Source organism: Phyllobacterium sp. (assembly GCF_037994425.1).
GTDB lineage: Bacteria > Pseudomonadota > Alphaproteobacteria > Rhizobiales > Rhizobiaceae > Phyllobacterium.
Window position 1 is genome coordinate 18,276 of sequence record NZ_JBBNAM010000417.1, and the last position, 12,449, is coordinate 30,724.

Sequence of the window (12,449 nt, forward strand, 5' to 3'; positions counted from 1 at the left end):
GGCTAATCGTAAAAGTCGTGGGTGGCTTCCGCTTCGGCAAAATCGTCATAGGCAAGGTCAAGGCTCAGATCGTCCGTGATGTCGAGATCGGCGGCAAGGCCCCAGATCTGCTGGTCGGCGGCCACTTGTTCCGCCAGCGTAGAGAAGTCGGCCTGCTTCTCCTGGTAATAGCCGCCGAGCGTTCCCTTCAGCCCGCTTTGGGTGATGTCCTCAAGGTCGAGCTGCGCCCGCGTGCGCCAGGCGCTGGCAAGGCGCCCGTGTGTTCCCGTCGTTGCCACGTCGCTCAGCGTCAGCCCGCCATTGGTCGACCGCGACGTGCCAAACCCTGGACCATCGGAGCGGGATATTTCGCCTTCGATGAAAGTTGTGTCCGAATACCGGAGCTTGATGTCGGCGCAATAGGCTTTTTGATTGGCAAGGCCGGTATTTTCGCTCATACCCGTGACGCCGACGCGTACCGGGGGTCCATACCCTGGGGTTGTAGGGAATTATAGGAGCAGGGGCGCTACTGCGCCGAGACAACGTCCAACAAGGCTAGCGCAGCATCAACACCTCACATGGCGAACCGGCCGGGGCGGCGGGCGCAAAAGGCTTGCGAACGATCAATCCATTGGCCTCGGCAAGGAATTTCAGCATCGAGGAGTCCTGCAGCGCGAACGGTGTAGCGACGAGCGTGCCGTCAGCTTCGCGCGCAACTTGAGCGCGAACATAATCTTGTCGTTGATCGTTCATCGCCATGTCAGCGCCAAGCTCGGCATTCCGCATTTCAGGTTCGTGCGGTACGCCATTCAACGCACGGATCAGCGGGACGAGGAAAATGTGCGCACAGATCAAGCTAGACACAGGATTGCCCGGAAGACCCAGGATCCTTCGTCCTTCGAGACGTCCGAACATGAGAGGCTTGCCTGGACGTAGCGCGATCTTCCAGAAACCGAGGACCATCCCACGCGCGGCGAGTGCCGGCTGAACGAGATCGTGATCGCCGACGGAGGCCCCGCCAAGCGTGACGACAACATCTGCATCACCAGCGATCGCGCGATCTAGCGCGTTGTTCAAGGCGTCCAGACGATCTTCCGCAATGCCAAGATCGATAGGAACTCCCCCCGCCAGTCGGATAACCTCCGCCAGCCCGAAACTATTGGAGGCAACGATCTGGTCGGGGCGCAGGCTTTCACCGGGGTTTACCAGTTCGTCGCCCGTCGCGAGAATGGCAATTCGCGGCCGCCGCACAACAGCAATGGCGGGATGGTTGCCTGCCGCAGCAAGGGCAAGTGCGGCCGGATCGAGGAGGCGACCACGTTCAAGCAAAAGGTCGCCCTCATTGAAGTCCAATCCCGCCGGGCGGATATTCCTGCCCTGAACGATCGGCTCGGTGATCTCTATGCGCTCGCCATGCCGGACCGTGTTTTCCTGGATGACGACGCTGTCTGCTCCTTCTGGCAGCGGTGCTCCGGTGAAAATCCGCACGGTCTCGCCCGGGTTGACGATACCAGAAAAGGCGTGGCCGGCGGCGGATTGGCCGATTAATTGCAGGGTGGCTGGCGAATCCACGACATCGGCGGCACGGACGGCATAGCCATCCATGGCCGATGCGGCAAACGGCGGTTGCTGGCGTTTCGCGTAGAGATTTTCGGCAAGCACACGACTGCCGGCGTCGGCAAGTGGGACGATCTCCATTTCAAGCCGGTCTACGTCGTTAAGAATACGCGCCAGTGCTTCGCTGACAGGAAGAAGTGCAGTCATGTCAGCCACCATATACTGAATCGGCTGACCAATCGCCCGACTTGCCACCGGTCTTCCGCACAAGCCTAATATCCTGGATAATCATGCCTTTGTCGGCGGCTTTTGCCATGTCATATATGGTCAGGCATGCCACCGATACGGCTGTCAGAGCCTCCATTTCGACACCGGTTTTGCCCGTCAGCGTTACCGTTGCCGCAACGTGGAGCCCCGGCAAGGTCTCATCAGCCTCGATATCCACGGAGATTTTATTCAAGAGTAGAGGATGGCAAAGTGGAATGAGATCATGCGTCTTCTTGGCCGCCATGATGCCGGCGATACGCGCCGTACCGATGACGTCGCCCTTGGCAGCATTGCCCGAACGAATGAGCGCCAGCGTTTCGGGAAGCATTTTCACGCTGCCTTGAGCCGTTGCCACACGTTCCGTCTCCGCCTTGCCGCCGACATCGACCATATGGGCGGCGCCCGTCTCGTCGAGGTGAGTCAGTTTTGTGGTCATGCAGCGTCTGTCTGTCGAGAGGCATCGCCATTCAGGAGTAAGTGAGTTGCCGCTGCAACGTCGTTCTGTCGCATCAGACTTTCGCCAACAAGGAACGTTCCAATATGCGACCGTGAGAGCCGCAGACAATCGGCGTGAGTAAACACGCCACTTTCACTTACCAGCAACTTTTCCGGCGGAACCATCGCCGCCAGCCGCTCGGAGGTGGCAAGGTCAACATCGAATGTCCGCAGGTTGCGGTTGTTGATGCCAAGCAGGGGGGAGGTAAGCTTGAGTGCCCGCTCCATCTCGGCTTCGTCGTGCACCTCGACGAGCACATCCATGCCGAGCGAAATGGCGGTCTCCTCGAGCGCTTTCGCCAGATCGTCGGAAACGCTCGCCATGATGATGAGAATGCAATCCGCACCCCAGCTGCGGGCTTCATAGACCTGATAGATGTCGAACAGGAAGTCTTTGCGAAGGGCAGGCAGGTTGGTAGCCGCGCGCGCTGCGATAAGATACTCCGGGGCACCTTGAAAGGAGGGCTGGTCGGTGAGTACCGAGAGACAAGCAGCCCCACCCAGTTCATAGGCTTTGGCGAGTGCAGGCGGATCGAAGTCTGGCCGGATTAGGCCTTTCGACGGGCTCGCCTTCTTGATTTCGGCTATGAGGGCGAATTGGTTGCCGGCGCGCTTCTTCTGCAGAGCGGTGAGAAACCCGCGGGGCGCGTCTTGATCCCGCGCCTGCGCCTTGAGTTCGTCAAGCGGAGTGCGAGCCTTGGCCGCCGCGATTTCCTCGCGCTTGTAGGACTCGATCTTGCGAAGAATATCAACCATGCTCAGAGCGCCCCGCTATTGGATACATGAACGAGTTTCTTTAGCACATTTCGCGCCGCGCCGCTGTCGATCGATTGCGCGGCCGCTTCGATGCCCGCCCCAAGATCCTGTACTGCGCCGGCGATAACAAGGGCAGCGCCCGCATTGAAGAGCGCGATGTCACGATAAGCCCCATGGGCACCATCGAGAACCGACAGCAATGAAACAGCATTCTCATCGGCAGAGCCGCCCTTGAGATCCTGCGGATCGACGAGGCGCAGGCCAAATGACTCCGGGTCGATTTCGAATGTGCGAACGATACCGTTTTCCAGCGCCGCTACCTTGGTTACACCAGCCGTCGTTATTTCATCAAGTCCGTCGCCGTGGACGACCCAGACGGATTCCGATCCAAGTTTCTCGAGGACATGGGCGACCGGTTCCACCCATTCGGGGGCATAGACGCCAACGAGTTGGCGCTTGACGCCTGCAGGGTTTGTGAGCGGTCCGAGCAGATTAAATATGGTCCGTGTCCCGAGTTCGACACGTGCCGGCCCGACATGTTTCATCGCGGGATGATGCATCGGCGCAAACATGAAACCAATGCATGCCTGTTCGATGCAGGCGCTGATAAGCTCAGGTCCGATCTCGATATTGATGCCGAGCGCTGCGAGTGTATCGGCTGCGCCCGAGCGCGAGGACAGCGCCCGATTCCCGTGTTTTGCAACTGGAACGCCGGTACCGGCGACAACAAAGGCAGCACATGTCGAGACGTTGTAGGACCCCGATTGGTCGCCGCCCGTTCCAACGATATCGATGGCATTTGCCGGCGCACTCACCTTGAGCATTTTCGAGCGCATGGCAAAAACCGCGCCGGCGATCTCGTCGATATTTTCGCCGCGCACACGCAGCGCCATGAGCAGGCCGCCGATTTGCGCCGGCGTTGCCTGTCCCGACATCATGATGTCAAAGGCCTCGACGGCTTCTTCGCGGGTAAGGGCGTTGCCAGCTGCCGCAATGCCGATGAAGCGCTTCAGTTCAGCCATTCTCTCTCTCGCGGCTCAGCGGGCCAATGCCCGGTCGATGATGGTCTGGTTCACGGTGACAGGATAGACGGTCTGCAACTGTGTGACCAGTTGGTCCAGCAGGTCATCGGCCAGGCGATTGCCGAACGCGTTCTTCTCGACCGTCGTGATCGCATCGGGGCCAACATTTGCCGGTTCGATCGATTCCGTGACCTTGAAGATTAGCTTCGAGCCGTCAGTGGCGGATTCTGTGACGCCAACGATGCCCTCCGGACCATCGAAGACCGACGCGACACCGCCTTCACCGAGATCCGCGTCTTTGCTTTCGCGCGTGATGCCGCGTTTCGTATCCTTGGTGAACTTGAATTCGGCCGCGATCGCATCGAGCGTAGCGCCGTCGGCAACGCGTTTGCGCACCTCCTCGGCCTTCGCGTTGAGCTGCTTTTCGATCTCCGCCTTCTTCCAGTTTGCGACAACACGCGCTTTTACCTCGTCGAGCGGGCGCTCACGTGCAGGCGTGACGCCGGTAACGTCATACCAGAGATAGCCATTCGTACCGAGATTGAACGGCTCGTTATCGAAGCCTACGTCGGCCTGGAAGACAGCGGCTAGCTGGTTCTCATCGAAAGGCAGGTTCGCAAGCGGCTTTTCATCCAAGCCGCGGCCGGCTTGATCGGCGGCTTCGATGGTTACCATCTTGAGATTCTGTTTGGCTGCGGCTTCCGCCATGGACTGCCCGTCGGCGCGCGCATTTTCATAGGCGTCGTGCACGTCGCCGATGGTCGATGCTGCCTGGGCGAGGGCGATGTTCTCGCGAATGTCGTTCTCAACTTCCGAGAGCGGCTTGACCACTTCCGGCGTTGCTGCGGTGACGCGAACGATTACGGGGCCGAAAGCACCCTTGAGAACGTCGCTGACGCTATTCGGCTGGAGTGCAAAGATAGCGTCGGCGAGTGATCGGTCGGGCAGGGCAGGCTTAGGGAATGTTCCAAGCCGCACGTCGTCCAAGGTCTTGCCTTCCGATTTGACCACATCTTCGAAGCTCGTGCCTGCCGCGATCTTGTCATGGGCGGCCTTCGCTGCGTCTTCACTGGCGAAGGTGAGCTGTTCGATGGTCCGGGTTTCCGGCGTGGTATAGCGAGAAATGTTCTTGTCGTACTCGGCCTTAACCTCCTCAGGGGTCACAGTTGTCGGATTGGCAATGTCCTTCGGCTCGAGCTTCACATAGCTGATCTTGCGGTATTGCGGCGCGCCGTAGGCTTCCTTGTTGGCCTCGAAGTAAGTCTTCAAAGCCTCGTCGCTCGGATCGGCCACGTCCTTGATGAAGTCCGCCGGCATCGCAACATAGTCGATCGTGCGCGATTCACCCTTGTACATGGCGACGGCTTTCAGAAGCGCGTCAGGAGCCTTCATACCATCGGCAACTGCCTCGACGATCTGCTGCCGGCGCGCCACCTGCGCCCGGTTGTCGAGATAGCTTTGTGGGTTCATGCCGGCATTGCGCAACACCGCATCGAACTGCGCCGAACTGAAGCGACCGTCGGGGCCATGAAAGGCAGGATCTTCGGCCGCGAGCTGGGCGAGGCGATCTTTCGAGAGTCCGAGCGACATGGTCCGCGCCTGTTCGTCGAGAACCACGCCTGCCACGAGCTGCGCCTGAACCTGATGGCCGATACCAATGGCATCGGCCTGTTCGCGCGTCAGCCTTTGGCCGAATTGCTGCGAGAGAGCGGCAAGCTGGCGGTCATAGGCCAGGCGATAGTCCACCGGCGAGACCTCTGAATGGCCGGCGCGGATCGCAGCACCACCGCTGATGGCACCGAGGATCGTATTGGATACACCCCATCCGGCAAAGCTGATGACGAGAAGGCCCATGAGCACCTTGACCACCCAGGTCTGTGCCACATTGCGGAGAGAGTCGAGCATGAAAAATCACCGTGTCAGTCAAGAAGCATAATTTAATCCACGCGGGAATAGCGTGATGCGGGGCACGTGTCGATTGCTTTATCAATTGAATTTGCTAGTCAGGCAATCAAATGACTGAGAAAATCGACCAAACCATCATCCAAGGAAACGTCCAATGACCCCTGATGTGCGTCCGCTCGTTGCTGGCAACTGGAAAATGAACGGTACCGGAGAGTCGCTCGACGAGCTGCGGACGATCGTCAACCGGCCAAACTCTGCTATCGGCGAAAAAATCGACGCGTTGATCTGCGTGCCTGCAACGCTAATTTTCAGGGCCGCGCAGTTGGTTGAAGGCGAGGCATTGGCAATCGGCGGGCAGGATTGTCATTTCAAGAAGTCCGGCGCGCACACAGGCGATATTGCCGCCGATATGATGCGGGATGCCGGCGCAACCCATGTCATCGTCGGTCATTCCGAGCGACGGACAGATCACGGCGAGACGGACGCTATAGTCAATGCCAAGGCGATGGCCGGTTGGGATGCCGGCCTGACGACAATTATCTGTATAGGCGAGACCGAGGCGCAGCGCCGTTCCGGCGCCACGCTTGAGATCATCGCAACACAGCTTGCAGGATCTGTCCCTGCGGGGGCACAGTCGGACAACACGATAATCGCCTATGAGCCGGTCTGGGCCATAGGCACCGGCCTGACCCCCACTGCAGCGGATGTGAAGGAGGTGCATGGTTCGATCCGTACGGCTCTCGCCAGGCGCTTTGGCGACGACGGGGCCAAAATGCGGATCCTGTACGGAGGCTCGGTGAAGCCATCCAATGCCGTGGAACTACTCGGTATCGACAATGTCGATGGAGCACTTGTTGGTGGCGCTAGCTTGAAAGCGGTCGACTTCCTCGCCATCTGTGAAGCGTATCACGCACTTTGATCGGCGCTGACGTGCAATTAAACCAGGAAATCTGTCTTCGGACGGGCTTGGTTTATTGAAGGATACGGTGTAAAGAGCCGCGTCCGATTTCTAGAAAGCAGAAATACCCCATGCAAACCGTTGTCATCGTCATTCATCTTCTGATTGTACTTGCCCTCGTCGGCGTCGTACTTATGCAGCGCTCGGAAGGTGGCGGTCTCGGGATCGGTGGCGGTTCCGGATTCATGACGGCACGTGGCGCTGCCAATGCGCTGACTCGTGCGACGGCAATCCTTGCAGCTGGTTTCTTCATCACATCGCTGGCGCTGGGGATCATGTCCCGCTACAGTGAAAACCCGACGGACATCTTGAATCGTATTCCGCAGACGACGGGTACGCAGCCAGCGGGACAGCAGGGTCAGCAGCCCCCGACGAGCGGCGGTATCCTTAATCAGCTGGGCGGCGCCTCGTCAAAGCCCGCGACACCGCCGACAGATGCACCTGCCGCTCCCGGCGCGGCTGCACCGGCATCGCCCGAATCGACGGCTCCTGCCGCAACGGCACCAGTTACGCCGGCCCCGGCACAGCCGGCAAATCCGGTCCCGAATTCGCAGTAATCGCGGACCGTTCGAACGCCTTTCGCTGGTAGCGCAATAAAGTGTTGCGCTTCCGCAACCGTGATGTGTGAAGAATCGTTGCAGGCTCATCTTCACAGCGATTTGCATTGAGAAGAAACCGGTCTTCGGTTATCGCCATAAAAGTTGGCCTCGGGGGCCTCGCAAACGCCGTGATGGCGTTGTGCAATCTACGCGGGATTTCGAAATATGCTTTCACGTCGTTCCTTACTTATTGGTATGTCAGTCCTGGCCTTGACCGGCCCGGCATCCGCCGAACCGTTTCTGAAGCGGATCCTCAACCCCTTTGCTGGCGGTATGCCCGAGCCGGTAGCACCGGAAGCGGTTGTGAACCCGGATGCCGCCGCCGCAGCGCCGATCGAAGTCGCTGAAGTGCGCAAGCCGGCGACCGGCAAAGCCAAGAACAAATACGGCATCGATCCGAAATACATGCCGCAGGACGTGCCCTTTACCGGTTACAAGGCGGGCACGATCGTCATCAATCCGAAGGAAAAGTTCCTGTACCTGGTTGAATCGCCCTTCACCGCTCGCCGCTACGGCATTGCCGTCGGCAAGGAAGGGCTGGAGTTCAAAGGTACTGCCAGGATCCAGACCAAGCGCGAGTGGCCGCGCTGGATCCCGACCAAGGAAATGATCGAACGCGAACCCGCCCATTATGCGAAGTACGAAAACGGTATGGATGGCGGACCTGGCAATCCACTCGGTGCCCGCGCCCTCTATCTGTCGCAGGGCAACAAGGACACACATGTTCGTATCCATGGTACGATCCAGCCCTGGACCATCGGCAGTTCTGCTTCGAACGGCTGCTTCCGCATGGTCAATGACCATGTCATCGATCTCTACAATCGCGTGAGCGTTGGCACGGAAGTTATTGTGCTATAAGTTTTATCTTTGAACTGACTGGAACGGCCAGACCTCGCGTCTGGCCGTTTTGTTTGGAACGAATAACTCTTGGAACGGGAAAATCGGCACCTCGCCAATTTTTTTGTGGCCAAATCACTCGCAAAGGACTAACGAGATAAGCCCATGGCCCGATATGTTTTCATCACTGGCGGCGTGGTTTCTTCCCTCGGAAAAGGCATCGCTGCAGCTGCTTTGGCGGCGCTTCTGCAGGCTCGTGGATACCGTGTACGGATTCGCAAGCTGGACCCTTACCTCAACGTCGACCCCGGTACGATGTCGCCGTATCAACACGGCGAAGTGTTCGTGACCGACGATGGCGCGGAAACTGACCTTGATCTCGGTCACTACGAGCGCTTTACGGGGCGTCCCGCCAACAAGCAGGACAATATCACCACTGGGCGGATCTACCGCAACATCATCGAAAAGGAGCGCAGGGGCGACTATCTCGGCGCGACGGTTCAGGTGATTCCGCATGTGACGGACGAGATCAAGAATTTCATTGTCGAAGGCAATGAGGAGTATGACTTCGTGCTCTGCGAGATCGGCGGCACCGTCGGCGATATCGAAGCCATGCCGTTCCTAGAAGCGATCCGCCAGCTCGGCAACGACCTTCCACGCGGGTCGGCTGTCTATATTCACTTGACCTTGATGCCCTATATCCCGGCCGCCGGTGAACTGAAGACCAAACCGACCCAGCATTCGGTAAAAGAGCTGCGGTCCATCGGTATTGCGCCCGATATCCTGCTTATCCGCGCCGATCGCGAAATTCCGGAATCGGAACGGCGCAAGCTGTCGCTGTTCTGCAATGTGCGTGCTTCTGCTGTCATTCAGGCGCTGGATGTCGAGACGATCTACGACGTGCCGATGGCCTACCACAAGGAGGGCCTCGACTCGGAGGTTCTGGCGGCATTTGGAATCGATCCCGCGCCGAAGCCGCGGATGGAGCGTTGGGATGAAGTCAGCCAGCGCATCCACAACCCGGAAGGCGAGGTCACGATTGCCATCGTCGGCAAGTATACCGGACTCAAGGACGCATATAAATCGCTGATCGAAGCACTGCACCATGGCGGCATGGCCAACAGGGTAAAGGTCAATCTCGACTGGATCGAATCTGAGATCTTCGAGCAGGAAGATCCGGCGCCATACCTGCAGAAGGTCCATGGCATCCTCGTTCCGGGTGGATTCGGAGAGCGAGGATCGGAAGGCAAGATTCTGGCGGCGAAATTCGCCCGCGAGAGGAAGGTGCCTTATTTCGGCATCTGCTTCGGCATGCAGATGGCGGTGCTCGAAGCAGCGCGCTCGCTGGCCGGCGTTGACCATGCGTCGTCGACGGAGTTCGGCCCGACCAAGGAACCGGTCGTCGGTCTCATGACCGAATGGCTGAAGGGCAACATGCTCGAGAAGCGCACCAAGGCAGGCGATCTGGGTGGAACAATGCGGCTCGGCGCTTATGAGGCCTTGCTGAAGTCCGGCACACGCATCGCCGACATCTATGGATCAACCGATATCTTCGAGCGCCATCGCCATCGCTATGAGGTCAATATCGACTACAAGCAAAAGCTGGAGGATTGCGGTCTCGTGTTTTCAGGCATGTCACCGGACGGTGTCCAGCCGGAAACGATCGAATATGCCGATCACCCATGGTTCATCGGCGTCCAGTACCATCCGGAACTGAAATCCCGTCCGTTTGAGCCACACCCACTGTTTGCGTCGTTCATCAATGCGGCCATGGCCCAAAGCCGGCTCGTTTGACCGGTGGAGGGTGTGACTTTGAAATGCTTTGAGACATACCCTTCGCTATGACCACGCTTTCACCCCGCACGCCACGCCCGGTCGACCACCTCGTGCTGCCGACCGCCGATCTCGATGTTGCGCGTCGACGCTTGAGCCGCCTCGGCTTCACGGTCGCGCCAGTTGGGAAACATCCGTTCGGCACAGAAAACGCTTGCGTGTACTTGGCGGACGATACCTTTTTCGAGTTTCTCGCTGTTGGCCAGCGGGAGATCTGCGAGGCCGAGGCGAGACGCGGCAATGTCTTTGTCGCGCGGGATCAGGCCTATCGGTTCCGTCAGGGCAATGAGGGGTTTTCGGCTCTCGTCATGGGATCGCAAGATGCGGAGCGTGACCATTCGGCTTTTGTCGAGGCTGGCATATCTGTCGGCGAAATTCTGAATTTCTCACGCCCGTTCGTCACGCCCGACGGCAAGGAGGACAGGGCGGGTTTCAAGCTCGCGTTTGCCGCGGACCTGCGTGCACCCGATGCCTTTTTCTTTACCTGCGAACGCGTCAACACGCCGAAGGTCGACCGCACCCAGCTACAAGCCCATGCGAATGGTGCTGTCGCGTTGCGTGAGGTGATTCTATCCGAGGTCAACCCAACGGATTTCCAATATTTGCTCCAGGAAGTTCTCAACCAACGGGATGTCAACGCTCACTCGTTCGGCATGGATTTGCGTTCGGCAAATGCCAATGTGAGCGTGCTCTCGCCGCAGGGGCTGCATTCCTTCTTCGGCCTTGAAGCATCGGAACTGGAGCGCGGCTTGCGCCTGCAGGCCTTCGTACTTGGTGTTCGCGACCTTTCTGCCGTTGAATCCCTACTTCGCAACAACGATATTCCCTTCGAACCGAGTGGCTCCCGCCTGATCGTCCACAAGGCACCAGGTCAGGGCGCTGCCATCGCATTTGAGGCCCTCTGATGACCCCGAACACGACCGTTTCCGCCGGCAATGTGGCGTTTTCGAACGCTTCGCAATTGTCCCTTATCGCTGGACCTTGCCAGATGGAGAGCCGCCAGCACGCGTTCGATATGGCTGGCGCCTTGAAAGAAATTACCGGCAAGCTCGGTATTGGCCTCGTGTACAAGTCCAGCTTTGACAAGGCCAATCGTACATCGTTGACGGGTAAGCGCGGTTTCGGGCTTGAGAACTCCCTGCCGGTCTTCGCCGACATCCGCAAGGAATTCGGACTGCCGACATTGACCGACGTGCACACGGAAGAGCAATGCGCGATCCTTGGTGAAGTGGTCGATATTCTGCAGATACCCGCATTCCTGTGCCGCCAGACCGACCTCTTGATCGCGGCAGCCAAGACCGGCAAGGTCGTCAACATCAAGAAGGGGCAGTTTCTCGCACCCTGGGATATGAAAAATGTCGCGGCGAAGGTTACCGAAAGCGGCAATCCAAACGTGATGTTGACTGAGCGCGGAGCGTCCTTCGGCTACAACACGCTCGTGTCGGACATGCGATCGCTCCCGATCATGGCCAGCATCGGCACCCCCGTAATTTTCGACGCGACGCATTCGGTGCAGCAGCCGGGCGGGCAGGGCGGGTCCTCCGGCGGTCAGCGCGAATTTGTCGAAACGCTGGCGCGTGCTGCCGTTGCCGTCGGCGTTGCCGGTGTCTTCATCGAAACCCATCAGGACCCCGACCATGCGCCGTCGGATGGCCCCAATATGGTGCCGATCAATCAGATGCCGCGGCTGCTCGAGACCCTCCTCGAGTTCGACCGGATCGCCAAAAGAGCTTGAAGTAGACCGGCGAAGGTTCCGTCTCGAGAAATTATCTTTTTATGCAACCCTGACGCGGTGTTGCTCATTACTCCTTCATGGCAAGTCCAAGAAGGAGTAAGAATTATGCCGACAAAATCCGGACATACGACAGCAATTCGCGCCACCCGCGTTGTAGGCACGAACGTGTATAACGAAGCAAACGACAAGATTGGCGAGATCGAAGATGTCATGTTGGACAAGACTTCCGACGGCATCATGTTCGCAGTTATCGGCTTCGGCGGATTCCTGGGCATGGGTGAGAAATACCATGCTGTTCCGTGGAAACTGTTGAACTACGATGAAAGCACAGGCGGCTACGTCGTGCCGTTCACCAAGGAACAGTTGATGCAGGCCCCGGCCCACACCATCTCCGAGCTTACCGAGAATGATGGTCGCCGCGTCCGCGATAACGCATTCTCATACTATAAGGTCGACAGGGCGGCCTAATTTTGCCCTGAGGCGCTTGCAAAAGGGTCGCCATTGGC

At 58.6% G+C, this 12,449-nt stretch carries 13 protein-coding genes; 7 read left to right on the forward strand and 6 right to left on the reverse strand.

Going from position 1 to position 12,449, the window contains the following annotated elements; all coding sequences use genetic code 11:
- Positions 1-2: 2 nt before the first annotated feature.
- The 6 genes from AAAB35_RS27290 to AAAB35_RS27315 all read right to left on the reverse strand — a co-directional run bounded on the left by AAAB35_RS27290 (position 3) and on the right by AAAB35_RS27315 (position 5,981).
- Positions 3-437 carry a hypothetical protein gene (locus tag AAAB35_RS27290; RefSeq protein ID WP_340671475.1) on the reverse strand — a complete coding sequence of 145 codons (435 nt, stop codon included), beginning with the start codon at positions 435-437 and terminating at the stop codon, positions 3-5.
- Positions 438-534: 97 nt separating this feature from the next.
- Positions 535-1,743 carry a gephyrin-like molybdotransferase Glp gene (gene glp / locus AAAB35_RS27295; protein WP_340671476.1) on the reverse strand — a complete coding sequence of 403 codons (1,209 nt, stop codon included), beginning with the start codon at positions 1,741-1,743 and terminating at the stop codon, positions 535-537.
- Between the two features lies 1 nt (position 1,744).
- The gene (moaC, locus tag AAAB35_RS27300; RefSeq protein ID WP_340671477.1) at positions 1,745-2,239 is read right to left on the reverse strand and encodes a cyclic pyranopterin monophosphate synthase MoaC; all 495 of its coding nucleotides are present in this window, start codon (positions 2,237-2,239) and stop codon (positions 1,745-1,747) included.
- The gene (trpC, locus tag AAAB35_RS27305) at positions 2,236-3,054 is read right to left on the reverse strand and encodes an indole-3-glycerol phosphate synthase TrpC (protein WP_340671478.1); all 819 of its coding nucleotides are present in this window, start codon (positions 3,052-3,054) and stop codon (positions 2,236-2,238) included. The genes moaC and trpC overlap by 4 nt, the downstream gene beginning before the upstream one ends.
- Positions 3,055-3,056: 2 nt before the next feature.
- On the reverse strand, positions 3,057-4,076 hold the full coding sequence (gene trpD / locus AAAB35_RS27310) for an anthranilate phosphoribosyltransferase (protein WP_340671479.1): 1,020 nt from the start codon (positions 4,074-4,076) through the stop codon (positions 3,057-3,059).
- Between the two features lie 15 nt (positions 4,077-4,091).
- Positions 4,092-5,981, reverse strand: coding sequence for a peptidyl-prolyl cis-trans isomerase (locus AAAB35_RS27315; RefSeq protein ID WP_340671480.1), 1,890 nt, complete (start codon positions 5,979-5,981; stop codon positions 4,092-4,094).
- 154 nt (positions 5,982-6,135) lie between these two features.
- Between AAAB35_RS27315 and tpiA the strand changes: the two genes are divergently transcribed.
- The 7 genes from tpiA (at position 6,136) to AAAB35_RS27350 (ending at position 12,411) form a co-directional block, all read left to right on the forward strand.
- Complete coding sequence (tpiA, locus tag AAAB35_RS27320) at positions 6,136-6,900, forward strand: triose-phosphate isomerase (RefSeq protein ID WP_340671481.1); 765 nt, start codon at positions 6,136-6,138, stop codon at positions 6,898-6,900.
- Between the two features lie 110 nt (positions 6,901-7,010).
- Positions 7,011-7,496 carry a preprotein translocase subunit SecG gene (gene secG / locus AAAB35_RS27325; protein ID WP_340671482.1) on the forward strand — a complete coding sequence of 162 codons (486 nt, stop codon included), beginning with the start codon at positions 7,011-7,013 and terminating at the stop codon, positions 7,494-7,496.
- Positions 7,497-7,703: 207 nt separating this feature from the next.
- Positions 7,704-8,396: a L,D-transpeptidase gene (locus AAAB35_RS27330; protein WP_340671483.1), complete on the forward strand. Its 693-nt coding sequence runs from the start codon at positions 7,704-7,706 to the stop codon at positions 8,394-8,396.
- Positions 8,397-8,540: 144 nt separating this feature from the next.
- Entirely contained in the window at positions 8,541-10,169 is a 1,629-nt protein-coding gene (locus AAAB35_RS27335) for a CTP synthase (protein WP_340671484.1), read from the forward strand.
- A gap of 47 nt (positions 10,170-10,216) precedes the next feature.
- Positions 10,217-11,113 (forward strand): VOC family protein, encoded by an 897-nt coding sequence (locus AAAB35_RS27340; RefSeq protein WP_340671485.1) that lies wholly within the window; start codon positions 10,217-10,219, stop codon positions 11,111-11,113.
- Entirely contained in the window at positions 11,110-11,943 is an 834-nt protein-coding gene (gene kdsA, locus AAAB35_RS27345; protein WP_340671488.1) for a 3-deoxy-8-phosphooctulonate synthase, read from the forward strand. Before AAAB35_RS27340 ends, kdsA begins: the two co-directional genes overlap by 4 nt.
- 105 nt (positions 11,944-12,048) lie before the next feature.
- Positions 12,049-12,411 carry a PRC-barrel domain-containing protein gene (locus tag AAAB35_RS27350; RefSeq protein WP_340671486.1) on the forward strand — a complete coding sequence of 121 codons (363 nt, stop codon included), beginning with the start codon at positions 12,049-12,051 and terminating at the stop codon, positions 12,409-12,411.
- Positions 12,412-12,449 lie beyond the last annotated feature (38 nt).

Excerpts from the sequence above, each read along its gene's own strand:
- AAAB35_RS27290 (WP_340671475.1), bottom strand. The coding sequence starts at position 437 with ATGAGCGAAAATACCGGCCTTGCCAATCAAAAAGCCTATTGCGCCGAC.
- glp (WP_340671476.1), bottom strand. The coding sequence starts at position 1,743 with ATGACTGCACTTCTTCCTGTCAGCGAAGCACTGGCGCGTATTCTTAAC.
- moaC (WP_340671477.1), bottom strand. The coding sequence starts at position 2,239 with ATGACCACAAAACTGACTCACCTCGACGAGACGGGCGCCGCCCATATG.
- trpC (WP_340671478.1), bottom strand. The coding sequence starts at position 3,054 with ATGGTTGATATTCTTCGCAAGATCGAGTCCTACAAGCGCGAGGAAATC.
- trpD (WP_340671479.1), bottom strand. The coding sequence starts at position 4,076 with ATGGCTGAACTGAAGCGCTTCATCGGCATTGCGGCAGCTGGCAACGCC.
- AAAB35_RS27315 (WP_340671480.1), bottom strand. The coding sequence starts at position 5,981 with ATGCTCGACTCTCTCCGCAATGTGGCACAGACCTGGGTGGTCAAGGTG.
- tpiA (WP_340671481.1), top strand. The coding sequence starts at position 6,136 with ATGACCCCTGATGTGCGTCCGCTCGTTGCTGGCAACTGGAAAATGAAC.
- secG (WP_340671482.1), top strand. The coding sequence starts at position 7,011 with ATGCAAACCGTTGTCATCGTCATTCATCTTCTGATTGTACTTGCCCTC.
- AAAB35_RS27330 (WP_340671483.1), top strand. The coding sequence starts at position 7,704 with ATGCTTTCACGTCGTTCCTTACTTATTGGTATGTCAGTCCTGGCCTTG.
- AAAB35_RS27335 (WP_340671484.1), top strand. The coding sequence starts at position 8,541 with ATGGCCCGATATGTTTTCATCACTGGCGGCGTGGTTTCTTCCCTCGGA.
- AAAB35_RS27340 (WP_340671485.1), top strand. The coding sequence starts at position 10,217 with ATGACCACGCTTTCACCCCGCACGCCACGCCCGGTCGACCACCTCGTG.
- AAAB35_RS27350 (WP_340671486.1), top strand. The coding sequence starts at position 12,049 with ATGCCGACAAAATCCGGACATACGACAGCAATTCGCGCCACCCGCGTT.